This window comes from Bradyrhizobium sp. Bra64 (assembly GCF_024519875.1).
GTDB classification, from domain to species: domain Bacteria; phylum Pseudomonadota; class Alphaproteobacteria; order Rhizobiales; family Xanthobacteraceae; genus Bradyrhizobium; species Bradyrhizobium japonicum_G.
The window spans coordinates 268,377-292,131 of sequence record NZ_JALJRD010000003.1 but is presented as its reverse complement, the minus strand read 5'-3'; the positions used below and the strand labels follow the sequence as shown (position 1 = coordinate 292,131).

At 64.2% G+C, this 23,755-nt stretch carries 24 protein-coding genes; 14 read left to right on the top strand and 10 right to left on the bottom strand.

Annotation, left to right across the window (positions count from 1 at the left end):
* Nucleotides 1-77: 77 nt before the first annotated feature.
* From guaB to NR187_RS13760, 3 genes are all read left to right on the top strand, one after another.
* Nucleotides 78-1,571, top strand: a complete 1,494-nt coding sequence (gene guaB, locus NR187_RS13770; RefSeq protein WP_211383477.1) for an IMP dehydrogenase — start codon at nt 78-80, stop codon at nt 1,569-1,571.
* Nucleotides 1,572-1,743: 172 nt separating this feature from the next.
* Nucleotides 1,744-2,766, top strand: coding sequence for an NADP-dependent oxidoreductase (locus NR187_RS13765; RefSeq protein WP_256806753.1), 1,023 nt, complete (start codon nt 1,744-1,746; stop codon nt 2,764-2,766).
* Between the two features lie 150 nt (nt 2,767-2,916).
* A complete protein-coding gene (locus NR187_RS13760) occupies nt 2,917-3,213 on the top strand; it encodes a hypothetical protein (RefSeq protein ID WP_211383479.1) in 297 nt (98 codons plus the stop codon).
* A gap of 9 nt (nt 3,214-3,222) precedes the next feature.
* Here NR187_RS13760 and NR187_RS13755 read toward each other — a convergent pair whose 3' ends face one another.
* Together NR187_RS13755 and NR187_RS13750 are read right to left on the bottom strand one after the other, a co-directional pair.
* Nucleotides 3,223-4,065: a metallophosphoesterase gene (locus NR187_RS13755; protein ID WP_256806752.1), complete on the bottom strand. Its 843-nt coding sequence runs from the start codon at nt 4,063-4,065 to the stop codon at nt 3,223-3,225.
* 70 nt (nt 4,066-4,135) lie between these two features.
* Nucleotides 4,136-4,771, bottom strand: a complete 636-nt coding sequence (locus tag NR187_RS13750) for an acriflavin resistance protein (protein ID WP_256806750.1) — start codon at nt 4,769-4,771, stop codon at nt 4,136-4,138.
* Between the two features lie 150 nt (nt 4,772-4,921).
* Between NR187_RS13750 and NR187_RS13745 the strand changes: the two genes are divergently transcribed.
* Nucleotides 4,922-5,344 carry an MAPEG family protein gene (locus tag NR187_RS13745; RefSeq protein ID WP_256806749.1) on the top strand — a complete coding sequence of 141 codons (423 nt, stop codon included), beginning with the start codon at nt 4,922-4,924 and terminating at the stop codon, nt 5,342-5,344.
* A 34-nt stretch (nt 5,345-5,378) separates the two neighbouring features.
* A complete protein-coding gene (locus tag NR187_RS13740) occupies nt 5,379-6,677 on the top strand; it encodes an RsmB/NOP family class I SAM-dependent RNA methyltransferase (protein ID WP_256806747.1) in 1,299 nt (432 codons plus the stop codon).
* 116 nt (nt 6,678-6,793) lie between these two features.
* Here the strand turns inward: NR187_RS13740 and NR187_RS13735 are convergent, their stop codons facing one another.
* The 3 genes from NR187_RS13735 to NR187_RS13725 form a co-directional block, all read right to left on the bottom strand.
* Nucleotides 6,794-7,003, bottom strand: coding sequence for a cold-shock protein (locus tag NR187_RS13735; protein WP_007592195.1), 210 nt, complete (start codon nt 7,001-7,003; stop codon nt 6,794-6,796).
* A 258-nt stretch (nt 7,004-7,261) separates the two neighbouring features.
* Complete coding sequence (locus tag NR187_RS13730; RefSeq protein ID WP_211383484.1) at nt 7,262-7,594, bottom strand: DHCW motif cupin fold protein; 333 nt, start codon at nt 7,592-7,594, stop codon at nt 7,262-7,264.
* A 250-nt stretch (nt 7,595-7,844) separates the two neighbouring features.
* Nucleotides 7,845-8,216 carry a nuclear transport factor 2 family protein gene (locus NR187_RS13725; protein WP_211383485.1) on the bottom strand — a complete coding sequence of 124 codons (372 nt, stop codon included), beginning with the start codon at nt 8,214-8,216 and terminating at the stop codon, nt 7,845-7,847.
* Nucleotides 8,217-8,367: 151 nt separating this feature from the next.
* On the opposite strand from NR187_RS13725, the gene guaA reads away from it, so the two are divergent.
* The 3 genes from guaA to NR187_RS13710 all read left to right on the top strand — a co-directional run bounded on the left by guaA (nt 8,368) and on the right by NR187_RS13710 (nt 11,481).
* Complete coding sequence (gene guaA / locus NR187_RS13720; protein ID WP_211383486.1) at nt 8,368-9,966, top strand: glutamine-hydrolyzing GMP synthase; 1,599 nt, start codon at nt 8,368-8,370, stop codon at nt 9,964-9,966.
* Between the two features lie 70 nt (nt 9,967-10,036).
* Nucleotides 10,037-10,939 (top strand): HNH endonuclease, encoded by a 903-nt coding sequence (locus NR187_RS13715; RefSeq protein ID WP_256806745.1) that lies wholly within the window; start codon nt 10,037-10,039, stop codon nt 10,937-10,939.
* 71 nt (nt 10,940-11,010) lie between these two features.
* Nucleotides 11,011-11,481, top strand: a complete 471-nt coding sequence (locus NR187_RS13710; protein ID WP_256806743.1) for a hypothetical protein — start codon at nt 11,011-11,013, stop codon at nt 11,479-11,481.
* A 116-nt stretch (nt 11,482-11,597) separates the two neighbouring features.
* On the opposite strand, the gene NR187_RS13705 is transcribed toward NR187_RS13710, so the two are convergent.
* The 3 genes from NR187_RS13705 to NR187_RS13695 all read right to left on the bottom strand — a co-directional run bounded on the left by NR187_RS13705 (nt 11,598) and on the right by NR187_RS13695 (nt 13,473).
* The gene (locus NR187_RS13705) at nt 11,598-12,230 is read right to left on the bottom strand and encodes a class I SAM-dependent methyltransferase (protein WP_256806742.1); all 633 of its coding nucleotides are present in this window, start codon (nt 12,228-12,230) and stop codon (nt 11,598-11,600) included.
* A gap of 11 nt (nt 12,231-12,241) precedes the next feature.
* Entirely contained in the window at nt 12,242-12,652 is a 411-nt protein-coding gene (locus tag NR187_RS13700) for a nuclear transport factor 2 family protein (protein ID WP_211383489.1), read from the bottom strand.
* Nucleotides 12,653-12,738: 86 nt separating this feature from the next.
* The gene (locus tag NR187_RS13695; RefSeq protein WP_211383490.1) at nt 12,739-13,473 is read right to left on the bottom strand and encodes an SDR family NAD(P)-dependent oxidoreductase; all 735 of its coding nucleotides are present in this window, start codon (nt 13,471-13,473) and stop codon (nt 12,739-12,741) included.
* 289 nt (nt 13,474-13,762) lie between these two features.
* Here NR187_RS13695 and NR187_RS13690 point away from each other — a divergent pair, with 289 nt between their 5' ends.
* Entirely contained in the window at nt 13,763-14,659 is an 897-nt protein-coding gene (locus NR187_RS13690; RefSeq protein WP_256806741.1) for a LysR family transcriptional regulator, read from the top strand.
* A gap of 119 nt (nt 14,660-14,778) precedes the next feature.
* Here the strand turns inward: NR187_RS13690 and NR187_RS13685 are convergent, their stop codons facing one another.
* Nucleotides 14,779-15,549 carry an alpha/beta fold hydrolase gene (locus NR187_RS13685; RefSeq protein ID WP_211383492.1) on the bottom strand — a complete coding sequence of 257 codons (771 nt, stop codon included), beginning with the start codon at nt 15,547-15,549 and terminating at the stop codon, nt 14,779-14,781.
* 178 nt (nt 15,550-15,727) lie between these two features.
* Between NR187_RS13685 and NR187_RS13680 the strand changes: the two genes are divergently transcribed.
* From NR187_RS13680 to NR187_RS13665, 4 genes are all read left to right on the top strand, one after another.
* Nucleotides 15,728-16,702 carry a cupin domain-containing protein gene (locus tag NR187_RS13680; protein ID WP_372703088.1) on the top strand — a complete coding sequence of 325 codons (975 nt, stop codon included), beginning with the start codon at nt 15,728-15,730 and terminating at the stop codon, nt 16,700-16,702.
* A 258-nt stretch (nt 16,703-16,960) separates the two neighbouring features.
* The gene (locus tag NR187_RS13675; RefSeq protein WP_211383494.1) at nt 16,961-17,257 is read left to right on the top strand and encodes a hypothetical protein; all 297 of its coding nucleotides are present in this window, start codon (nt 16,961-16,963) and stop codon (nt 17,255-17,257) included.
* 143 nt (nt 17,258-17,400) lie between these two features.
* Nucleotides 17,401-19,635 (top strand): hypothetical protein, encoded by a 2,235-nt coding sequence (locus NR187_RS13670; RefSeq protein ID WP_249128973.1) that lies wholly within the window; start codon nt 17,401-17,403, stop codon nt 19,633-19,635.
* Between the two features lie 210 nt (nt 19,636-19,845).
* On the top strand, nt 19,846-21,099 hold the full coding sequence (locus tag NR187_RS13665; protein ID WP_211383496.1) for a serine hydrolase: 1,254 nt from the start codon (nt 19,846-19,848) through the stop codon (nt 21,097-21,099).
* Nucleotides 21,100-21,192: 93 nt separating this feature from the next.
* Here NR187_RS13665 and NR187_RS13660 read toward each other — a convergent pair whose 3' ends face one another.
* The gene (locus NR187_RS13660) at nt 21,193-22,743 is read right to left on the bottom strand and encodes a carboxylesterase/lipase family protein (RefSeq protein ID WP_256806736.1); all 1,551 of its coding nucleotides are present in this window, start codon (nt 22,741-22,743) and stop codon (nt 21,193-21,195) included.
* A gap of 124 nt (nt 22,744-22,867) precedes the next feature.
* On the opposite strand from NR187_RS13660, the gene NR187_RS13655 reads away from it, so the two are divergent.
* Nucleotides 22,868-23,668, top strand: a complete 801-nt coding sequence (locus NR187_RS13655) for a helix-turn-helix domain-containing protein (RefSeq protein WP_256806735.1) — start codon at nt 22,868-22,870, stop codon at nt 23,666-23,668.
* Nucleotides 23,669-23,755 lie beyond the last annotated feature (87 nt).

Here is a 23,755-nt window from a genome sequence, read left to right as displayed (position 1 = left end):
GCGTTGCCGCAAGGTACGCCGAGGGCGGCGCTCATCCATAGCTATTTGCGGCAGGGCCGCTGGAAGGAGTTGGCAAGATGGCCACGGTGCAACTTCAAGGCATTCGCGAAGCCCTCACGTTCGACGACGTGCTGTTGAAGCCGGGCCTGTCGGACGTCATGCCGGGCGAGGTCGACATCCGTTCCCGCGTCACCCGCGCCATTCCCCTCAACATCCCGATCATGGCCTCCGCCATGGACACAGTCACCGAAGCGCGCATGGCGATCGCCATGGCGCAGGCCGGCGGCCTCGGCGTCATCCACCGCAATTTCGACCCTGAAGGGCAGGCCGCGCAGGTGCGGCAGGTCAAGCGCTACGAGTCGGGCATGGTGGTGAACCCGCTCACCATCAGTCCCGAAGCCAGCCTCGACGACGCGCTCAAGCTGATGAGCGATCACGGCATCTCCGGCATTCCCGTCGTCACCGGCGCCGGCAAGTCCACGCCGGGCAAGCTGGTCGGCATCCTCACCAACCGCGACGTGCGGTTTGCGACCGATCGCCGGCAAAAAGTCTCCGAGCTGATGACGCATGAAGGTCTCGTCACGGTGCGCGAGAATGTCAGCCAGGACGAGGCGCGGCGGATGCTGCACCAGCATCGCATCGAGAAGCTGCTCGTGGTCGATGAGCAATATCGCTGCGTCGGCCTGATCACCGTCAAGGACATGGAGAAGGCGGTCGCCCATCCGCTCGCCTGCAAGGACGCGCAGGGCCGCCTGCGCGTTGCCGCCGCCACCACGGTCGGCGATACCGGCTTCGAGCGCACCGAGCGGCTGATCGATGCCGGCGTCGACCTCGTCGTCGTCGACACCGCGCACGGCCATTCCCGTCACGTGCTGCACGCGGTGAACCGCATCAAGCGCCTGTCCAACTCCGTGCAGGTCGTCGCCGGCAACGTCGCGACCTCCGAAGGCGCGCAGGCGCTGATCGATGCGGGCGCGGACTGCATCAAGGTCGGCATCGGACCGGGCTCGATCTGCACCACGCGCATCGTCGCCGGCGTCGGCGTGCCGCAGCTCACCGCGATCATGGATGCGGTGGAAGCGGCGAAGAAGTCCGACATTCCCGTCATCGCCGACGGCGGCATCAAGTTCTCCGGCGACCTCGCCAAGGCACTCGCGGCCGGCGCCGACATAGCCATGGTCGGTTCGCTGCTTGCCGGTACCGACGAGACGCCCGGCGAAGTGTTCCTGTGGCAGGGCCGTTCCTACAAGGCCTATCGCGGCATGGGCTCGGTCGGCGCGATGGCGCGCGGCTCGGCGGACCGTTACTTCCAGCAGGACATCAAGGACGCGCTCAAGCTCGTGCCTGAAGGCATCGAAGGCCAGGTGCCCTACAAGGGCCCGGTCGGCAACGTCATGCACCAGCTCGCCGGCGGCCTGCGCGCCGCAATGGGCTATGTCGGCGCAAAGGACATGAAGGAGCTGCACGAGAAGGCGCAGTTCGTTCGCATCACGGGCGCGGGCCTGCGCGAAAGTCACGTCCACGACGTCACCATCACGCGCGAAGCGCCGAACTATCCGGGCGGGGGTTAGCTTCCGCGCTGCTCTCGTGCCCCGGACGCAGCGCAGCGCTTGTTCAGCGGTGCGCTGCAGCGCGTCCGGAGGAACGCACTGCTGGCGACAACGCGCTCTACTGCTTTTGTATTGACGCAGCTGCCTCCCTCCGCTTCCGTTCGCGCCGAAGCATAATCAGGAGGAAGTCATCATGTCCCAAGGCAAACGCATCGTTCTCGCCGCGCGTCCCGTCGGTGAGCCAAAGCCGTCCGATTTCCGCATCGAGGAATTCGCTGTGCCGACGCCTGCGGCAGGTGAAGTCCTGCTGCGCACGATCTGGCTGTCGCTCGATCCCTACATGCGCGGGCGCATGAGCGACGGTCCATCCTATGCAGCGCCGGTGCCCGTCGGCGGCGTGATGGAAGCCGGTACGGTCTGCGAGGTCGCAGCCTCCAACAATCCGAACTTCGCCAAGGGCGACATCGTGCTGTCGCGCACGGGCTGGCAGACGCACGCGATCTCCGACGGCAAGGGACTGAACAAGATCGACCCGAAGCTGGCGCCGATCTCGACGGCTGTCGGCGTGCTCGGGATGCCCGGCATGACCGCGTATACAGGCCTGCTCGACATCGGCAAGCCGCAGGAAGGCGAGACTGTCGTCGTTGCCGGCGCCTCAGGTGCGGTCGGCTCGGCCGTCGGCCAGATCGCGAAGATCAAGGGCGCGCGCGCGGTGGGAATCGCCGGCGGCAAGGACAAATGCGATTACGTCGTGAAGGAGCTCGGCTTCGATGTCTGTATCGGTCACCGCGATCCCGATCTGGCCGCGAAGCTGAAGGAGGCCTGCCCGAAAGGCATCGACGTCTACTTCGAGAATGTCGGCGGCGCCGTGTTCGAGGCGGTCTTCCCGCTGCTCAATCCGTTCGCGCGCGTGCCGGTTTGCGGGTTGATCGCCCATTACAACGACACCGAGGCCAAGCCGCCGAAATGGGCGGCCTCGATGATGCGCGCGACGCTGACCAAGCGGCTGACCTTCCGCGGCTTCATCGTCTCCGACTTCGCCTCCCGCCATGGTGACTTCCTGCGCGACATGTCCGGCTGGGTTCGCGACGGCAAGGTCAAGTACAAGGAGTTCGTCACCGAGGGCCTGGAGAGCGCGCCCGGTGCCTTCATGGGGCTCCTGAAGGGCGCCAATTTCGGCAAGCAGCTGGTGCGGGTCGGGCCGGATAAGGCTTGATCCGCCGCTCCGGCTCCCTCGGGGTCCGGATATGGTTGATAAAGAGTGACCGATCGGCCACACCCGCCCGTAAAAGCCGCAGGTGTGACCGTCGGTTCATTGACGGACCCACGAAGGCATTGAATCATTGCGCATATTTCAGGTGCGATGATGTTAGAGATTGTTGTTTTCTGCGTAATCCTGCTGGCTGCCGGATATTGGGCGACCATGTTTGTCATGGGCCGTCGCGACGACGTCATCCATGGCAAGTTCGTTCACACCGAGGACGCCGACACGTTCGCGCAGTCCGCGATGCCCACACCCATGCCGCCATTCCCCAGGCGTCCGGTCAAAGCCGCGCGGCCTGACAATGTCCAGCCTACCAATGCCGGGGCCAAGCCGGTGGACAGCGCGGCGCTGCAGTCCCTGCTGGCTGCGATCCAGCAGGACCTCAAGAGCGTCGCCTGACGATCGCCGTTAGTGCTCGCTACCCATCTGGGCGAACAACTCCTCGATATCGACGTCGACCTGGCCCGGCGCCCTGACGTGGCGAACCTCGAAGCCGTCGGGCTGGAAGCGGTATTCCACGAGCCCGACTTCCTTGATCGCGATACGGTCCTGCCGCGCGTCGTTGATCTTGAAGCCGGCCGACGGCGCCCAGACGTGGCGGGTGTGCCTATAGGTGAAGTCGCGGCGCTGGTGCACGTGGCCGCTGGCGATCAGGCGCAGGTCGACATGCGCAAACATCTTGATCAGCCGCGCCCGGGCCGGCTGCGGCACGTAGCGGATCGAGGTCTCCGGCGTTTCAGCATCGTCGGGCAGGTTGAGGAACATCGGCTTGTGCAGGAACAGCGCGACCGGCCTGCCGTTCACGCGTGAAACTTCGGAAGCGAGCCAGTCGAACTGTTCGGCCTCGAAGGCGAGCCCTGAATTCATCACCAGCGTGTTGAGGCCGATGAAGCGCCAGCCCGCGGCCTCGAACGACCAATGGTCCTCGCCGATGATGTCGCAGAATTGCCGGCGGTGTGCTTCTTCGACCGGCGGCTTCGGTGCCGGGCCGATCGCGGTCGGATTGTCGCCGATGTCGTGATTGCCGGGAAGGTAGCGGCAGGCGACGGGCAGGGCGTCGTGCAGGCCTTTGGCGAATGCGACGTCGTCGCGGCTGGTCGGCCCGTCGAACGAGACATCGCCGGTGTTGACGACGAGATCGGGCCTGTCAGCGTCGATGTGCTCGCTGACGCGGTGGAAGTTCGCAATCAGGCCGGGAAAGCGCCGGCCAAGATGCGTGTCGGAAATCTGCGTGAGGCGAAATTCGGACATGGGATGAATCATATCCGTGGTCGCGCGTCGGAACGATGACGGTGCGGGCATGCATCGCAGCGAACAAAGTTTAAAACACGCGGTAGCGGATCGTGTAGGCGTCTTGTGCCGCCGCGTTGCCGGTAAGCGGCGAGGAGATGCGGTCGGCGAGGTGCCAGGGTCCGAACAGCTCGGTGCGATGCGGCTCTGCGGGCAGGCGAAGGCGGAATTCGAAGGTGCCCTTGCCGGGCAGGTTCACCACCAGCACGCGGTCTGCGGTGCGATGCTTGAGCGCCACCGCGCCGCGCAGCACGGAGCGGCCATCGCCGATGTCCCGCACGCCGTCGACCAGCGCCAGCGTTTGGTTGCGGTCGGTGTGCAGTTCGATCTGGCTGTCGGCCGCCGCCGTCAGCGTCTCCTTGGGCATGCGGATCTCGAACTCGACCGCCGGCTTGGACGGGTTGAGGCCGAGATAGGCCATCGCGGCGTGACGCATGTCGTAGGCGGCAAAGGCCAGCAAGGCAGCCGCGGCCAGCGCCGCGAGGCCATGCCTGACGACATCGCGCCAGGTCCGGTAGCTCATTCGGAAGTACACCGACATCGCCAGCGCCACCGCGAGCGCCGCCGCGATGCCTGACAGCGCCGACATCACGATGCTGAACTGGCCATTGGCGGATTCGGACCAAACGACGGTCAGGCCGGCGATCTGGCTGAAGAGGGTGTTCATGGCTCGCCTTGCGCCCAAAGTGGCAAAAGTCGCTTTAACGATCGCCATTTGGTCGCCGGATCGGGAACGCCGGTTCAACTCGTCGATTGTCAGCGCCAACGGTCGCGGCTAATGACGGTCCGCGGCGTTCCGCCTTACGGGAAAGTTCCGATGTCTGCTCAAATGGTCCTGCTGCCTGTCTTCGTGCAGGTCGGTCTCACCTTCGCGCTCCTGATCGGCATGGTCTTCGGGCGCCGGAAAGCGCTGGTCTCCGGCGAGACCAGGATCCGCGACATTGCGCTGGGCGAGCCGAACTGGCCCAAGGGCGCCACGCAAATCGCCAATTGTTACCGCAACCAGTTCGAGTTGCCGATGCTGTTCTATGCCCTGATCGCGCTGGCACTTCCCTTGCGCCACGCCGATCTCTTCATCGTGCTGATGTCCTGGGTGTTCGTGGTGACACGGTTCGCCCATGCCGGGGTGTTCGTCTCCTCCAACGACCTTGGCCGGCGCTCGGCGATCTGGCTCGCCGGCGTGCTCGTGCTGCTCGCGATGTGGATCTATTTCGCGCTGAGAATGCTGTTGCTGATCTGACGCTTGCGCGCCAATCCTGATCTGAAAGATTCAAATGACTCCCGCTGCCCGGCTGTCCGCCGCCATCGAACTGATCGACACCATCGAGAGAGACCGCGTGCCCGCGGCCAAGGCGTTGAAGGAGTGGGGCACCTCGCACCGCTTTGCCGGCTCCGGCGACCGCGCCGCCATCGCCGGCCTGGTCTGGGACGTGCTGCGTCGCTACGCCTCGAGCGCCTTCCTGATGGATGCCGATACCGCGCGGGCGCGGCTGATCGGCATGCTCCGGCTCGAGCGCGACATGGATGCGGCCACCATGGCCGCCTTGTTCGACGGCAGCCGCTTCGCGCCGGCTCCGCTCACCGAGGCCGAGCAGGCCGCGCTCGCCTCGCGCTCCCTTGAGGGTGCCCCGGCCGCGATCGCCGGCGACTATCCGGAATGGCTCGATTCGCATCTGGCAAAAGTGTTCGGCGAGGACCGCGCGGCGGAGGCCGCCGCGATGGCCAGCCGGGCCCCGCTCGATTTGCGCGTCAACACGCTAAAATCCAATCGCGACAAGGTGCTGGGCGCGCTTGCTCATCTTCATGCGAAACCGACGCCCTGGTCCGCAACGGGCCTGCGCATCGAGCTTTCGGCCGATGCGCGCAACCCGGGCATCCAGGCCGAGGAGGATTTCATCAAGGGTGCCGTTGAAGTGCAGGATGAAGGATCGCAGCTTGCGGCCCTGTTCACCGCGGCAAAACCCGGCGAGCAGGTGATTGATCTCTGCGCGGGGGCCGGCGGCAAGACGCTGGCGCTCGCCGCCATGATGCAGGGCAAGGGCCGGCTGATCGCGACCGACAGCGACAAGCGGCAACTTGCGCCCATTCATGAACGCCTGTCGCGCGCCGGCGTCCACAATGCCGACGTGCGCACGCCCAAGGGCGAGGCCGATCCGCTGGCCGACATCAGCGCCACCGCCGATCTCGTCGTGATCGACGCGCCCTGCACGGGCACCGGAACCTGGCGCCGCAACCCCGACGCCAAATGGCGCATGCGGCCGGGCGCGCTGGAGATTCGCCTGCGCGACCAGACCGCGGTGCTCGATCGCGCGGTTCCGCTGGTCAAGGCCGGCGGCCGCATCGCCTACATCACCTGTTCGGTGCTGTCGGAAGAGAACGGTGAGCAGGTGAGGGCGTTCATGGGCCGTCATCCCGAGTTCGCGGTGGTGCCGCCCGAGCAGACCGCGAGCGTGCTCTGGGACAAGGCGGACGACTTCGCCCAAGCGGCGCTGCAATCGCCGGAGGGGTGGCTGATGACGCCGCGGCGCACCGGAACCGATGGCTTCTTCGTCTCGGTGTTGAAGAAGGCGTAACGCGGCTTCGTTCGCCCCCCCAAAACAAAAACCCCGCGAACCGGAACCCGGTCGCGGGGCTTTCTAACTCTACGCTCTGCCGGTACGTCCGTGGTCAGAGCGCTCTTGCGTGGCGATTAGCCGACGCGGAGATTGTCGGCGGAGGACTTGCCGCTGCGACGATCGGCGACGATGTCAAACGAGACCTTCTGGCCCTCGTTGAGGGTCGAGAGGCCGGCGCGCTCGACGGCGCTGATGTGCACGAACACGTCCTTGTCGCCGTCATCCGGCTGAATGAAACCGAAGCCCTTTTGATTGTTGAACCACTTCACGGTGCCCATAGCCATGGGAATTTCCTTTGCTTAAGAAGTTAACACGCAGACCGGTACGCACTATTGCGCCCATAGTCCTGATCAGTCGATGTTGGAGAAATCATCTGAAGCGTGCGCGCCCGTCAGCAACGAAGCGAAGCGGCCCAGTCGTTCGGCCAAGTATCGATGATCACAATATAGCGAGATTTTGGGGCCACTTCAAGGCACCACCCGCGGCTCGGGATATCCATTCGGTTTGCTATTTTGCGGTGCAAATTAACCGTTCGGGGCACCTCAGTCGACGATGAAAAGCGTCGCTCCCGTCGCTGTGGAGGACCGATGCGCGGCGTCGCCGAAATCCGAGACCTGGTAGCTCATCCCCGCCGTGAGCTTGAACTTGCGCCCGTCGCGCAGCTCGCTGTCGAGCTCGCCTTGCAGAACGTAGAGCACGTGGCCGCGATCGCACCAATGGTCGGCGAGATAGCCCGGCGAATACTCGACCATCCGCACCCGGAGATCGCCGATGTTGAGCGTACGCCACTGGGCTTGCCCGGTCTCGCCGGCATGCGTGGTCGGCGCAACCTTGCTCCAGTCGGTGACGGTGAAGGGGGAGGCGGGGAGTTTCATGCTGTGTCCTGTCTTGGTGCCGGCGGGCGGAGTGTTAGCGCACGCGCGCGCCACAGTCTCCGTCATTGCGAGCGCAGCCAAGCAATCCAGAAATGCATTCGCAGCGGCCTTCTGGATTGCTTGGCTGCGCTCGCAATGACGCGGATGGGCTAAAGCATGATCCGGAAAAGTACGAAGCGGTTTTCCGAAACGATCATGCTCAAACAAGAACCTAAAGCGCGATGACGATTCATCCCAATCTCATCGCGCTTTAGTGCGGCAAATGGTTGGCCGATCCCTGCACGATCAACCCCGCATCATTCACCCGCAGATATTCGCAGATCCGCTTGCCGCGCTCGTTCTCGTAGAACACCACGACGCTGTCAGGGCTGACGAAGACATCGATCAGCGAGAAGTGCAGGTTCGGCAGCAGGGCGAGCGCCTTGCCCCAATACGCCCGCAACGCGTCCTTGCCGCGCACGGTGCCGCTGGCATCGAACCCCATCGCGGGGATGCGGTCCGAGGTCATCATTGCGGCCTCGTCGTAGAGCGTGAGCACGCGCTCGAGATCGCCAGTATTCCAGGCCTCGACCCAGGTTCGGCCGAGCGCGGCAAGCGATGATGGCGGATGGTGCTGTGACAAAAGCGTTCTCCCTGATCGGGCCCTGTTTGAGCAGCGGGGCACATTAGGTCAATAATACTTACCTATATCGGTTTGTCCATGCCCAAAGAAGGATGTGGGCGCGCAAACCTGCGCGGTTGCGGGTCGTCGCGCCGTCGCGTATCTGCTTGCCATGACAGCAGCACAGACCGACCGTTCCGCGTCGACGCCCTCCGTGGCCTCGGCGCATGACAAGATTCTCATCGTCGACTTCGGCAGCCAGGTGACGCAGCTGATCGCGCGTCGCGTGCGCGAGGACGGCGTCTATTGCGAGATCGTCCCGTTCAACAAGGCCGAAGAGGCCTTCAAGGAGATGAAGCCGAAAGCGGTGATTCTCTCCGGCGGGCCGGAGTCGGTGCACGAGGCCGGCTCGCCGCGCGCCCCGCAGCTGATCTTCGCCTCCGGCGTGCCCGTGCTCGGCATCTGCTACGGCCAGATGACCATGGCGGAGCAGCTCGGCGGTACCGTCGAGGGCGGCCATCACCGCGAATTCGGCCGCGCCGACGTCGAGGTCAAGGCGCCGAGCAAGCTGTTCGAGGACGTCTGGTCGCCCGGCGGCAAGAACCAGGTCTGGATGAGCCATGGCGACCGCATCACGAAAATGCCGCCGGGATTCTCGGTGGCCGGCACCTCGCCGAACGCGCCGTTCGCGATCATCCAGGACGAGACGCGCAAATATTACGGCCTGATGTTCCACCCCGAAGTGGTGCACACGCCCGACGGCGCAAAGCTGATCCGCAATTTCGTGCGCAAGATCGCCGGCCTCTCCGGCGACTGGACCATGCGCGCCTTCCGCGAGGAGGAGATCGCCAAGATCCGCGCCCAGGTCGGCAAGGGCAAGGTGCTCTGCGGCCTCTCCGGCGGCGTCGATTCAGCGGTGGCGGCCGTGCTGATCCACGAAGCCATCGGCGACCAGCTCACCTGCGTGTTCGTCGATCACGGCATGCTGCGCCTCGACGAAGCCAAGACCGTGGTCGATTTGTTCCGCCACCACTACAACATCCCGCTCGTGCACGTGGATGCCTCGAAGCAATTCCTCGGCGAGCTCGAAGGCGTCACGGATCCCGAAACCAAGCGCAAGACCATCGGCCGTCTCTTCATCGAGGTGTTCGAGGACGAGGCCAAGAAGATCGGCGGCGCCGACTTCCTGGCGCAGGGCACGCTTTATCCCGACGTGATCGAGAGCGTCTCCTTCACCGGCGGCCCCTCGGTGACGATCAAGTCGCACCACAATGTCGGCGGTCTGCCCGAGCGCATGAACATGAAGCTCGTCGAGCCCCTGCGCGAGCTGTTCAAGGACGAGGTGCGCAAGCTAGGCCGCGAGCTCGGCCTGCCCGAAATCTTCGTCGGCCGCCACCCGTTCCCGGGCCCGGGCCTCGCCATCCGCTGCCCCGGCGAGATCACCAGGGACAAGCTCGACATCCTGCGCAAGGCCGATGCCGTCTACATCGACCAGATCCGCAAGCACGGCCTCTACGACGACATCTGGCAGGCCTTCGCCGTGCTGCTCCCGGTCAAGACGGTGGGCGTCATGGGCGACGGCCGCACGTATGATTTTGTGGTCGGCCTGCGCGCCGTCACATCAACGGATGGCATGACCGCGGACTTCTACCAGTTCGACATGAAATTCCTCGGCGAGACCGCCACGCGCATCATCAACGAGGTGAAGGGCGTGAACCGGGTGGTGTACGACGTGACGAGCAAGCCGCCTGGGACGATTGAGTGGGAGTAGGGGGCGCTCCTGTGGTTCAACATCACTGAAGTGGGGCGCCACTTCCCGGAGAGGATGCGCGGCATAGATCATGGGATTTGGGGTTTTCATCCATCGATCGGACTCGATCTACGATGACAGCCCGGCTGAACGGTATCAGTTTCCCAGTCAGTATTTTCGTCGCGTCGAAGCATGCATCGGCGATTGGATCATCTATTATGAGCCGAGCAAAGTCGCCGAAACGCGCGGCTACTTTGCGATTGCTCGGGTTCAGCAAGTCATTCCCGATCCAGGCACTCCGGGGATGTACCTCGCTCTGATCGAACCCGGAAGTTACCTCGATTTTGCCAATCCGGTTTCCTTCAACGGGCCAGCTGGTCCTGTCGAACGCGGCGTCCTGAATGAGCAGGGGCGAATTTCGGGGCGTGCTCAGTCGGCAGTCCGACCAATCTCGCCGGAGGATTTCAACAGAATATTCGAGCTCGGTTTTGCGGAAGGCGCACCGCTGCTGCCCCGCGTTGATACCGATGTTCAGTTGTCTCAATTTGACGAAAAGCAGCAGGCCCCGTTCATATTTGAGCAACAGCGAGATCGCGTCAGCCTAACTGTATCGAGAGTTCTGCGTGACCGCGTCTTTCGCCGGATTGTACTGCGTGCCTACGATGAGCGCTGCGCCATTACCGGGCTGAAGCTCATTAATGGAATGGGGCGCGCAGAAGTCGCGGCGGCGCACATTCGGCCTGTGGAGGCAAATGGGCCGGATATCGTGAGCAATGGGATTGCTTTATCCGGTACCGCTCATTGGATGTTCGATCGCGGTCTGATCAGCTTGGCTGATGATCTGGAAATACTGATCTCGCGCCAGACAAACGACGTGGACGGCGTTCGATCGGTCATCAACAGGACCGGTCGTGCCCTTGAGCCCGAGAGGCCATCGGACCGACCTCATCCGCATTTTCTAAAGTGGCATCGCGAGCATTGCTTTAAGCAATGAACATGTAAGCAAGGCTGCTGGGCGGATTCCAACTTGAAGTGCAATACCCCGTACAGATATCGAGAGTGATCATGGGACGCCACGACAGCCAATGGAGTGCGATCTTGAACGGGGAAGATCCGGGAAAGTGGCGACCACACCATCGCGGTGGTGCATTGATGCGCGCCGCGTTGAAAGTGGTGATGGCCGCAATATTTGCTATGCCGGCTGCGGTGGCTCTGGCGAAGTCTCCGGACTGCGCGAGTTGGCCCACGAACATGGCCCTCACGCACCTCAAGAACGCCGGGTTGATTGATATCCCATCAGTGATCGAGGCGCAGACCAGGGCCGTTCGTTTCGCATCCGAAAAGATCGGCAAAGACCTCTACCAGCAGGTCTACGACATCACGTTTCACACCAAGGATGGCACGAAGATCGAGGTCATCACGAACAGCCGGGCATCAAGCGAGGAATGCTCGATGAGCGGCGTCGACGTCTACGTGGTCTCGAGGAAAATCGGCGGGTCGGCAGAGCAGCCATCTGAGGGCGCGACTAAAAAGTAATCCGGCTGCACCGAGAGCTCAAGAACTGCAATCGACCCGCAGCGGATGCGAACAAGTCCAGCGAAGACATCGAGGCAACCCGCTGCGGAGGTCGAGATGACGTCGGCTACGACCCGTCAGGGCTTCACGAACCGATAGGCGAAGCGATCGGTCTTGCCCTTGATCGAGGGATCGAACACCTTGATCGCGTGTGCATCGTCCTTGTTCGCAAGCAGGGTACTTTCTGCGTCCAGGACGAAGCCGGCCGCCTCCACCTCCTCGCGAACGGATGCAGGCTCAATCCGGTGCAGCGACGGGGCCTCGCTCGTGCCCGTCCCGACGGCGGCGGCGTGGTCTACGATGACGTAGCGCCCGCCGGGCTTCAGCCGCTCGTAGACAGCTCGATTGAACTGGGCCGCCGTCGCGCCTTTGGCTTGGATCAGCGCGGTGTGGAGATCGTGGTAGAACAGGTGCAGCCACAGCACGTCCGCAGGCTGCGTGGCCTGCGGCATCGCCACGAGGTCCGCCGAGACGGCTTCGACATTCTCTCGGCCCGGTTCCTTCGCAAGTGTCCGCATGCGGCCGACCGGATCGGTCTTGAAGTGGGCGACTTCGGCCGGCACGAAGCTGTAGACCCGTCCGCCGGGTCCGACGATGTCGGAGAAGAGACGGGTCCAGTCGCCGTCGCCCGGGTAAACGTCGATGACGGTGGAGCCCGCATCTATTCGTGCGAACCGGATCAACTCGGATAGCTTGGATTGGTCGTACATCGTGTTCTCCTTCAGGGTTGGGCATTCGACGGGCGCGCGGCCCGCGCCAGGGCCTGCGTGTCGACGTACTCCCTGATGTCAGTCACTTTGCCGCTTCGAACGGTCATGGCGAAAACCCAGTCGTCCCTGAACGGCTTGTTCGTGGCTTTGATCTTTCCCGTCGCGAAACCTGCGACTAGGACCCGGTCTCCCTGCGCTATGAACTCGCGGGGCTCCGTGGAGGTTTCCATCGTTTTGGATGCCGTCTCGAGCAAATCGGCGAGCCCGTCGTGCCCGCGGTGCGTGCCGGCCAGCGGCCAGTTTTCGCCCGGAATGATCCACTCGATGTCCTCGGCGACCAGCGCCAGCAGAGCTTTCCTGTCGCCGCGGCCGATCGCGGCGAAGAAGTCCTTCACGGTCTGAACGTTCGTCTCGGTGCTCACAGTCGTTTCTCCATTTCGCTCCGATCGGATCGCGCTGGATCCGATCGCGTGCGTCGTGTCCCTGTCGGTAGGAACGTTGTGGGCCTTCAGATCGCCGAGAAGCCGCCGTCGACAGACAGTTCCACCCCGTTCACGAAGCTGGAATCGTCTGAAGCGAGAAACAGCGCGACCGCCGCAATTTCCTCGGGACGACCCATCGTCCCCCGCGGGATCAGGGATTCGAACATCCGCTTCGCTTCCTCGGTGAGAACCTGGTCCTGCATCGGTGTGGCGATCGGCCCCGGGCTCAGCACGTTCACCCGGATATTCCGGCCCTTCAATTCGTTGAGCCAGGTGCGTGCGAATGAGCGCAACGCCGCCTTGCTCGCCGCATAGACGCCGTAACCGGGAAAGCCCTTCACCGACGCAACGGACCCGGTCATGAAGATGGATCCGCCATCGCGAAACAGCGGCAGCGCCTTCTGAACCGTGAACAGCGTGCCGCGCGTATTCAGGCCGAAGGTCGCATCGAAATGCTGCTCGGTAATCTCGCCCAGCGGGACAGCTTCGCCGATGCCGGCGCTCGCGTACAGGACGTCGATCCTGCCCTTGTCCCGCGTGACCGTGTCGAACAGGCGGTCGAGGTCGTCGAGATTGGCCGCGTCGCCGCGCACGCCGGTCACGTTCCGGCCGATCAGTTTGACGGCAGCGTCGAGCGCTTCCTGCTTCCGGCCCGTGATGAAGACATACGCGCCTTCTTCGACGAACCGCCTGGCGCTCGCCAGCGCCATGCCGCTCGATCCGCCCGTGACGACGGCAACCTTACCTTCAAGCTTTCCCATGACTTCCTTTCAGACTCCGTCTTTGGTCGTTCGGGGACGCCCCCGAGAGCCTCGACATAGGTCCGCGGAAGTCAGGCGTTGAGTGCGGAAACGCGCACATCGGTGGTGCGAAATCGATCCGGCTGGACCACTGGCGCCAGCCGCGACGATCGGTGTCCGCCGTTCGGAATTGGGCCGTGCTTGCCGGTCTGGGCTATGATAATCGCCCTCCGCCACCCACATACGAGATGCTGTTCGATGCGTCGGACATGGGCTTTGGAAGGCGCACCGCGCGGTGCGGGATTGCACCATGATCGACTGGGACGACATTCGCCACTTTCTTGCCGTCGCGCGCGGGGGCTCGGTGCGGGCTGCCGCCGAGCGCCTCGGTGTGAACCACGCGACCGTGCTGCGACGCATCGCCCAGCTCGAGGAACGCCTCGGGGTCCACATGTTCGAAAAGCTGCCGTCGGGCTACCGCCTGACGGCTGCGGGCGAGGAGGTCCTGGAGTTCGCGGACCAGATGGAAGCCTCGTCGCACCAGCTGGAGACGCGCGTCTTCGGGCGCGACCAGAGCGTGCGCGGGCGTCTGCGGGTGACGCTGGCGCCGCCGCTTGCGACCCACCTGCTCATGCCTGATTTCGCCGATTTCGCGCGTCTGCATCCTGATATCGAGATGGAGATCCTGTCGTTTGGCGAGCTGGCAAATCTGACCAACCGGGAGGCCGACGTCGCGATCCGCGTCGTCTACGACCGCAAGACCCTGCCGCTCAATCTTCACGGCCTGAAGGGACCGGAGGTGTTCGGCGGCATCTACATGTCCAGGGATCGACTGGCCGCGTGGCGCGCAGGCGCGCCTGATCCTGTCAGGTGGATCGTCATCAGCATTCATGGAATTCCGGATTGGGCCAGCGAGGGTGAGGTTCGCACCACCGGCGTTCCGTTCAGGATCACGGACGCCGAGGCGCAGATCGTTGCCGTCAGGCAAGGAATCGGGATCACGACACTGCCTTGCTTCGTCGGCGATGCCGACCCGCTGCTGGTGAGGGTGCCGGGCACCGATCTGCACATGTACGGAACGCTCTGGCTTCTCACACAGGGGGAGACACGCAAGACGAAGCGCGTGCGGCTCTTCACGGAGTTCGTATCCCGCAGGCTCGCCGCGTACGCGCCGCTTCTCGCGGGCCTGTCGATATCGCGCGACTGACGCGCGGCAGTGCTGCCGGTGTTAGCGGGGCCTCCCGGGCAATCCCGGAAGCAACCCTCCAATCCTTCTCTGAGCAAACGTAGACTGCTCCCGACACCGAAATGCCGGGAGCAAGGTTGTCACTTCGCGAGCGTTGCCTTCTCGATGACTTCAGCGACTTGCTTCGCATGGACGACGAGCGAGGCATGGCTGCCGGCGACTTCCGTCGTCTGGGCCTTGATCCTGGCTGCGAACGACTTCTGGGCCTCGGGCGCGAGCACCTTGTCCTTCGTGCTGATGACATAGAACGTCGGCTTGTCGTGCCAGGCCGCAATGTCGACGGGAGCTTCGAACGCAACGTGGTTCAACGGAAGCTGCGAGTTGGCGAGGTGCGCGGCGATCTCCGGAGGTAGGTCAGCCGCGACGGCCGACGGAAACACCTTGGGGTCGATGTACAGATTGCCCTTCGCGTCGGGATGGATCGCGCTGCCGCCTTCGGTCGGCGGGCCGGCTTTGGCCAGCGACGCCAGGGATTCACCGACCTCGGGCGCAAACGCGGAGACATAGACCAGCGCCGAAACCTTGGGATCGTTGCCGGCTTGCGTGATCACAACGCCGCCCCATGAATGGCCGACCAGAACTGTCTTGCCGTCCTGCTTCGCGAGCGCCTGTTTGGTGGCATCGACATCAGCGGCGAGCGAGGTGAGCGGATTTTCCACGAGCGTGACGTGATAGCCCTTCTTCGTGAGAATGTCGGCAACGGGCTGCCAGCTCGTCTGGTCCACGAAAGCGCCGTGCACGAGCACGATGTTGTGGGCTGCACCCCTGGGCAGTTCGGCGGAATGGGCGGAGCCGACCAATGGCGATCCGGCCAGGAGTGCGGTGGCGGCTGAGAATAGGAAATTTCGCATTGATTGTTCCTGTTGGCATGTCGGACGGAATAAAGTCCGGGGGAATGGACAGGCGTTTCCAGCAAGGTTGCGGTTTTTTCCATCCGCCGTTGGCGACATGGTTGCCGCACGTGACGTCGGCCCGCCGCGACATGACCTAGTGCGCGGGTATTTCGGACGATAGAGATCAATCGTCCGGATGTTGTGTCCGATCGTCCATCGGATTAGCTTCTCCGGCATGGATATCCTCGCCCAGGTGCTCGATCGCGTTCGTCTCGGTGGAACGTTGCTCTTCCACTTCGAGCTCGGCCATCCCTGGAATCTGGAGCTGCCGGCGCGCCCCTACGCGCTGTTTCACTATCTCAGCAGAGGTTCGGCGACCCTCGCGCTCGAACAGGGACAAGAAATCCAGATGACCGAGGGCGATTTTGTCGTCATCACACGCGGCGAGCCCCACAAGTTTTATTCGGATCGCCGGGCCAAGCCTTTGCGGATTGTGGATATCGATCGATCGTCGCCGCGTCTTGGCGTCGTTCGTCACGGCAGCCGTGCAAAGCCGCTCGCGACGATGATTTGCGGCAATTTCACCGTGTCACGGCCGCTGCTTGGCAGCGTGCTGGAACTGCTTCCGCCCGTGCTGCTGCTGAAGCCGACGGCGGACGGTGGCTGGCTCGAAGCCATCCTGCGCCGCATGGTCAGCGAGTCCGCGCTCGAGCGTCCCGGCCAACGCGTCGCGCTTTCACGACTGACGGAAGTGCTCTTTGTCGAGGCACTCCGAAGCTGGATCGCGTCCCTCAGTCCCGGGCAGGGCGGCTGGCTCGGGGCCATATCCGACCCGCATATCGGATCGGCGCTCAAGTTGATCCACGAAAACCCGGAGCGGCCCTGGACGCTGAGCGACCTCGGCCACCGCGTGGGGCTCGGCCGCTCGGTATTTTCAGCGCGCTTCACCAGGCTCGTCGGCCAGTCCATGCATCGCTATGTGATCGAACGCCGGATGGCGGAAGCGGTGTTCCTGCTCGAAACCAGCGACGAGCCCATCGCACGGATTGCGAGCCGGGTTGGTTACGAGACAGCGGCGGCGTTTTCAAAAATCTTTCATCGACATCACGGCCTGTCGCCCGGCCGCTACCGGACCGCTCAACGCCTTGATGAAAGCAAAGATGCGGACTGAACGGCTTCGACGCCGCACGCCATGTCGAGCTTTCGCGCCGGTGCTCAATTGTCGCACCTCCATGTGAACCCCTTCACACGCACGCTCGCATAAATCCTGCGATAAAGTACCTGCTGTGATTGAACGTGGTGAATTGGGTTGATTGATAGACCCGCCACCACATCAGCTTGAAATGAGCTGCACACGCCAGAACGGCATGTTGAGATAGCTTTCAGCCGGCGGATCACCGCTCGGTCGATGAAAAGCTATGGAGACACTATGGCTGACAAACACGGACAGAGCATGGTTGGTACGTGGACCAAGGCCACGGCGGCTGCGTGTGCGGACAAATATCCCGCCACTCTCACGTTCTCGACCGGCACCTACCGCGGCACCCGCGGGGAAGGGCAGGGCATGGTGTGGTGGGACGCGGGAATCTACCGCCTGGAAGACTCCGAAACGCTCGTCGTGGGGACGGCGACCGACGAACTTGTGACCTATCGGATTTCACTGCACCCCGACCGATTTGAGTTTACGGATTCAGAGAGCTGCCATGTGATTTATCGGCGCGCGTAGGATTTGCGCACGCCCTGGCTGACCGAAATAACGCGGGTGTACCCGCGAACGAGCCCGCTCACGTCGATCGCCTACGTTTCAACGAGGGAGAAGACGACATGTGCAATTGCTCAGAACATGAATCGAGTGGAAGCCTTTCAAACATGACCCCGGCATCGGTCGAGCCGGCGATGAAGCCGCAGGTACCCCTATCGCGCCAGATCAGCTTCGGCGATGACGAGTCCGGCGACCAGCCGGCCACAACCGATCTGCAGCCGTTTCCGCCCTTCAGGCTCTGCAGGCTCGACTTCCGCGAAGGCTGCTACCAGATCAACTTCAGGCCGACCGCGGGCTTCGTGACCTTCGAAGGCACGCTGCGCGTCGATCGCTCCGCGCCCGACGGCGGCGCCGACCATCTGATCGTCAGCGGCGATCTCTATTCGAAGCGGCCGGTGATCGGTCCGATCCCGGGGCCGGTGCTGCCTGTCGTGGGTGCCGGCACGGACGAAGAGGAGGGGGCGGACTCGGGCTTGACGAGCCTCGCCGGTTCGCTCAGCGCGCTCGACAACCCCATCATTCCGTCACCGATCCTCAGGCCGAGGATCCCCATCTTCCCTCGCGCGCGCTATCACTCCTATCTCAGGGTGACCAGTGTGTCCGCGCCGGTCGCGGTGCCGTTCCCAAAGAAGTGCGAGCTGACAATCACAGCCGAGCAGTTCAACTACACGCAGCCGCCGGTCGGCCAGTTCAAGGGCACGTTCCCGGCGACGCCGTCGCGCACCGTGACGATGAAGCTTTCAAAGGTGCCGGCGCCGTTTCCGTTCTCCCTGACCGGCGGGCCGTTCTACCAGGGACGGCTGTTCGAAGGCGGCGTGGACAAGGGCAGCATCACGCTTGCCTGGGTGTCGAAATTCTTCCGGCGCTGCACGCTTGAAATCGACACGCTGGTGGGGGCCGTGCGGCCCGCGCCGGTGCCCGATGGCGCCGGCGGCACGGAGTTCTTCGACACGGTCTTCGCCAAGACCGGCTGGCAGCTCTCGGTCGTGCAGGACCAGCTCAACGTCCCCGTGCCATCAGGCGTGACGCCGACCAATTGCTGGAGCTCGGCCGATTTGCACGCGCTGATGACCAATGTGCGCAATCCCGCGACGAATCTCGACACCGAATGGCGCGTGCACATGATTGTCGTGCCCGCGAAGCTCGGGTGCTCGCGCGGCATCATGTACGACCAGATCGGCGTTCCCCGCGAAGGCTGCGCCAGCTTCTCCGACGACGGCTATCCCGTCGGGGATTCCTCGAACTTCGGCCTCGCCGCCAACAAGAAGCAGCGCGACGTGCCGCGTGCGTTCCTGCGCAGCGCGACACACGAGCTGACGCACACCCTGAACCAGATCCATCAGGAGCAGGAGACGGCGGCCGACAACTCGATCATGACCACGACGCCGAGCGTCGCGGACGTGCTCGGCGGTCCCGCGACCGGTGCACCCGGCGTGTTCCCCGATCAGATCAAGCTCGCACACAACACCAACGTCCGTCATCACCTCAACCACATGCCGGACCCGGTCATTCGTCCCGGTGGATGGCCGTTCGCAAGCTGGTTCCCGACCGGTGCGCCGCAAGCCGCCGACCGGCACGATTTCGACTCCTCCGAGCTGGCGCTGACGGTGACGGCTACGACAGGCCGTGTGGCGCTCGGCCAGCCGCTGGATCTGTCGTGGACGATGACGAACACGAGCGGCGTGTCGCTGCGCGCGCCGAACGACGTCAGCATCGAGGCCTTGTTCGCATCGATCACCGTCACCGATGCCGAGGGGCGCGAGCGTCCGGTCAGGCCCTTTGTGATCCTGTGCGAGCACGCCAAGCTGAGCGAGCTCGAGCCCGGCAAGAGCATCACGGCCTCGGCGAAGGTGTTCTGGAGCACGGCGGGCTTTGCCTTCGAGAAGCCGGGCCGCTACCGCGTCGACGTCGCCGTGTCGTGGTCGGCGCAGGGCGTGATGGTCGGCGTGCAATCGGGGGTCGACGTGTTCGTCGATTATCCGACCAGCGATACCGACAACCATTCGGCCAATCTCGTGCTGCATCCCGAGGTCGGCACATGGGTGGCGCTCGGCGGCGAGGCCTATCACCTCGGCGAAGCGTGCCGGCGGTTGCAGGCTCTCAGCCGGACCGCGGCGCCGGCAGGCGCCCGGGCGATGGCTGTCGGCGGCGACGGTGCGGCCGCGCCGCGTGTGCTCGACGGCTTCGCGGACATGCTGCCGGACCGCGCCAAGCTCGCCAGATTGCGTCCCGAGTTGACCGCCGACACCGGTGGCCGCAGGGAAAGCGGATCCGCGCGCGCAGCGGCGCCGGGGCGCAAGCGTGCGGCGAAGGCAAAGAAGCGCACCGGGCGAAAGGGCTAAGGCGCTGACCTGACGACCATCGGCATCACGGGCGGCGGCGCACCTGCGATCATGACATCGTAGGTGCGCCGTCGGCTCTATCGACGGATTTCGTTGTTGTGTTCCGGCCGCCGTGCTGATTGTCGCGCAGCACCCCGGCGCAATCGCGAGATGTACGCTGCGCGAGCCCATGATACGACACCGGCATCGTTCTCTCCGGAGCCAGTGTTCATGTCCGCCGCGTCCATGCCCGACCATCCTTCCGCCACCGAAACCGATCCCGAAACCCTCGGCTGGATGAAGGGCTCCCCGCCCGCGCCGGACCGCACCATCACCTTCCAGAACGGCTCGTTCCGCAGCTTCCCCGAATTGCGCTGGGCCTGGAGCAACATCCGCCAGCTGGTGCCCACCGTGAACGTCTGGCGCGGGGCGGGGCCGGCGTCGCCGCTGCCGCGCGAGGATCACGACATCGGCGCGGTCGCCTCGACCACGATGGACGGCCGGCCCATGACGTTCGCGAAAATGCTGGAGGAGACATACACCGACGGCATCGCCGTGCTGCACCGGGGCAAGCTGATCTACGAGCGTTATTTCGGCGCGCTGAAGCCGCACAAGCCGCATATCGCGATGTCGGTGACGAAATCGTTCACCGGCACGCTCGCCGGCATCTTGATCGCGGAAGGCAGGATCGACCCGCAGGCGCCGGTCACGGACTACGTGCCGGAGCTGAAGGCCAGCGCCTTTGGCGATGCGCGCGTGCACGAGGCCATGGATATGACCACGGGCCTCGCCTACACCGAAATCTACACCGACAGGAATTCCGCCGTGTGGGGATTGCGGCGCGCCAACGGCATGGCGCCGATCGAGCCCGGCTATGACGGTCCCACCAATATTTTCGATTTCCTAGTCGCGCAGAAGAAGCAGGGTGAGCACGGCAAGGCGTTTGCCTACAAGACCGTCAATTCCGACGTGCTTGCCTGGATCATCAGGCGCGCCAGCGGCATGACGCTGTCCGACCTGCTCTCCGAGCGCATCTGGACTCCCATGGGTGCGGAAGAGGACGCGCATTATCACGTCGATCGCATCGGCACCGAGAGCGGCGGTGGCGGCCTGTCCACCACCTTGCGCGATCTCGCCCGCTTCGGCGAGACCATGCGCAATCACGGCCGCTTCAACGGCCGCCAAATCGTGCCGTCAACCGTGGTCGAGGACATCGCGCGGGGCGGCGATCCCGAAAAATTCAAGCCGGCCGGCTACACCACGCTGCCTGGGGCCTCCTACCGCAATCAATGGTGGGTCACGCACAATGCGCACGGCGCCTATATGGCGCGCGGCGTCCACGGCCAGGGCATCTACATCGATCCCAGGGCCGAGATGGTGATCGCGCGCTACGCGTCGCACCCCGCAGCGGGCAACGCCGCCAACGATCCCGTGACGCTGCCGGCCTACATGGCGCTGGCGAAAGAGCTGATGGCGGGCGGCTGAGCCGAACCCCCACCGTCTCTCTCATCGCAGCACGCTGATTGATGGCGGGTTACGCTTTGTTAGCCCGCCCTGCGAATTATGATCGTGGCCCGTCTACGCCATCTCGCGCCAGCGCGTCGGCAGGACTCCGTCCTGCCTGAAACTGTCGAGGAAGCCGAAGCGGGCGGCTTGCGGATTGGGGCCGGCTTCGATCGTCGTGCCGAGGATCTGCACCACATCTGTCTCGTCATAGGCGGGCCAGACCGGCAGGCCGGGCCCGTTGGGATCGCCGTGCGCCGCGAAATTCAGCCAATAGTCCATCATCGTTCGCGCCATCGCGCGGTCCTCTTCGGCCGGCGGCGCCGAGCTGCCGATCACCTGTTGCGGCGTCAGCGTGCCGAACACGAACGGAATTTCGGTGACGTGCGAGGCGATCGGCGTGTAGCGCGACGTGTAGCCGAACACATAGCCGTAGACCGGCGCGCGCTTCCCGCGCCGATGCAGCCGTAGCCACTGCCAGCACTGTTCGCCGATCACGGTGTCGCCCGTGAGCGCGGCTGCGGATGCCTTGGCCTCCGTGTCGGTCGCGGCGGGGTAGACCTTCAGGAAGTCGGCCATGCGTTCGCGGCCGAACATCGCCTCGGCGGCGGCGAGAAAAGCGCGCGCCGATTGATCGGGGAGCGATTGTGCAGCGAACGGGAATTCCTCGGCGGTGTTCCAGCCCGCCAGCAAGGGGATGTGCATCTGCTCGCCGCGCAGAAATCTTCGCGCGGGCACATCCGGCACCACATGATGATCGATGCTCGGAGAGAACGCGGTCACGACCGGGCTGGTCGCAAAACTCCAGGTTGCGGCTGCATTCAACCGGTCGGCCGGCATGGCGCGCAAGGCTGCGATCGACGCCTGGCCCCGTTGCCGGGCGAAAGCGAGACCACGCGTGCGGGCTTCTTCAAAGCTTTGGAGCGGCCCGCGCTTGCCGTCCCAGAACGCGCCGCTCTGACCAATCGCCTTGTGAAACAGTCCATGCGCCAGCGGCGAGGCCATCAGGATGCCGACGGCCATGGCGCCGGCGGATTCGCCGAACAGGGTGACATTGTCGGGATTGCCGCCAAAGCCGGCGATGTTGGCCTTGACCCAGCGCAGCGCCGCAAGTTGATCCTGCAGGCCGTAATTGCCTGACGGCGCTTCCGCATCGAGATCGGGATGGGCGAGAAAGCCGAAGACGCCGAGGCGATAATTGAAGCTGACGACGACGGCCCCCTTGGCGGCCAACGCACCGCCGTCGGTCGCGGGGTTGGCCGAGGAGCCGAACTGAAAGCCGCCGCCGTGAATCCACACCATCACGGGCCGCTTCTCGTCCGCGTGGCTCGCTGCGGTCCAGACGTTGAGATAGAGGCAATCCTCATCGCGCGGCCCCGGCCGATGATCGTTCTCTAGCGATGAAAGACAGCCCGCGCCAAAGACAAGCGCATCGCGCACGCCGTCCCATGGCGTGGGCGGCTGCGGGGCGCACCAACGCAGAAGCCCGACAGGGGGCGCTGCGTATGGGATGCCCTTGAACGCCAGCACGCCGCTTGCGTCGCGTCGAAGGCCGCGTACGAGACCTGCTTGCGTGCGGATATCGCGTCCAAGCTCGGCGGTTGTTGCGGTGCTGAAGCCATGCATGGTCATGTCCCTTGATCGCGTGAGCGCCTGGCCGCGGCCGGGCAGATCCAGGGCGGCAAGCTATCGACTTTCGCGCGCGCTGGATTTAGATATTCAGGCAATCAATGACTAAAGACCGGCAAGCATGAGACAGCCCCTTCGCTTTCCGTGGTTGAATCTCGATGTGGACGATCGCTCCGCACCGGTCATCGCCGTGCGTGTCGATGTCATCGGGACCAAGGCGGAGGTGCCCGATCATCGGCACCGCAAGGGACAGCTGATCTTTGCGCTGGGCGGCGGCGTCACATGTCGCGTTCCCACCGGCCTGTGGATGGTACCGCCTCATTGCGCGGTGTGGGTGCCGGGCGGCATGCAGCACAGCAACCTCGCCACCGCCAATGCGCGGCTGTTCTTCGTCTACATCGAGCCCGACGTCGTCGAGCTGCCGGATCGATGCAGCACGCTGTCGATCTCGCCGCTTCTGCGTGAAGTGATCATCGAATTGTCCGATCAGGTCGCCGGCGACGAGGCGAGGGTGGACTTGCTGGCGAAGGTCCTTTTGCGCGAGCTTCCCCGCATGCCCGTTCAGCAGCTGCATCTGCCGCTCTCGCCCGAGCCGCGGCTGAAGCGGATTGCTGCGGCGCTGGCGAAAAATCCCTCCGACCGCAGCACCCTGGCACAATGGGCCAGGCGCGTCGCGCTCAGCGAGAGCAGCCTCGCGCGCCTGATCGTCAAGGAGACGGGGCTGAGCTTCGGGCGCTGGCGCCAGCAATTGCACCTGATCGTCGCCTTGCGGGAGCTGACGTCCGGCGCGAGCGTGCAGCAGGTGTCGGCCGACCTCGGCTACGACTCAGTCGCAGCCTTCATCACCATGTTCAAGAAGGCGCTCGGGAAACCGCCGGGGAAATATCTGAGTAGTGTCGCGCAAAATTCCGGTTCTGGATAGCGGGCTGGATTAGCCGCCAGCGTAATCGACCAAACCCTTTCGTCTCCAGTGAGCCGACCTGCGCAGTGATCCTCGATAGTTTTTGGT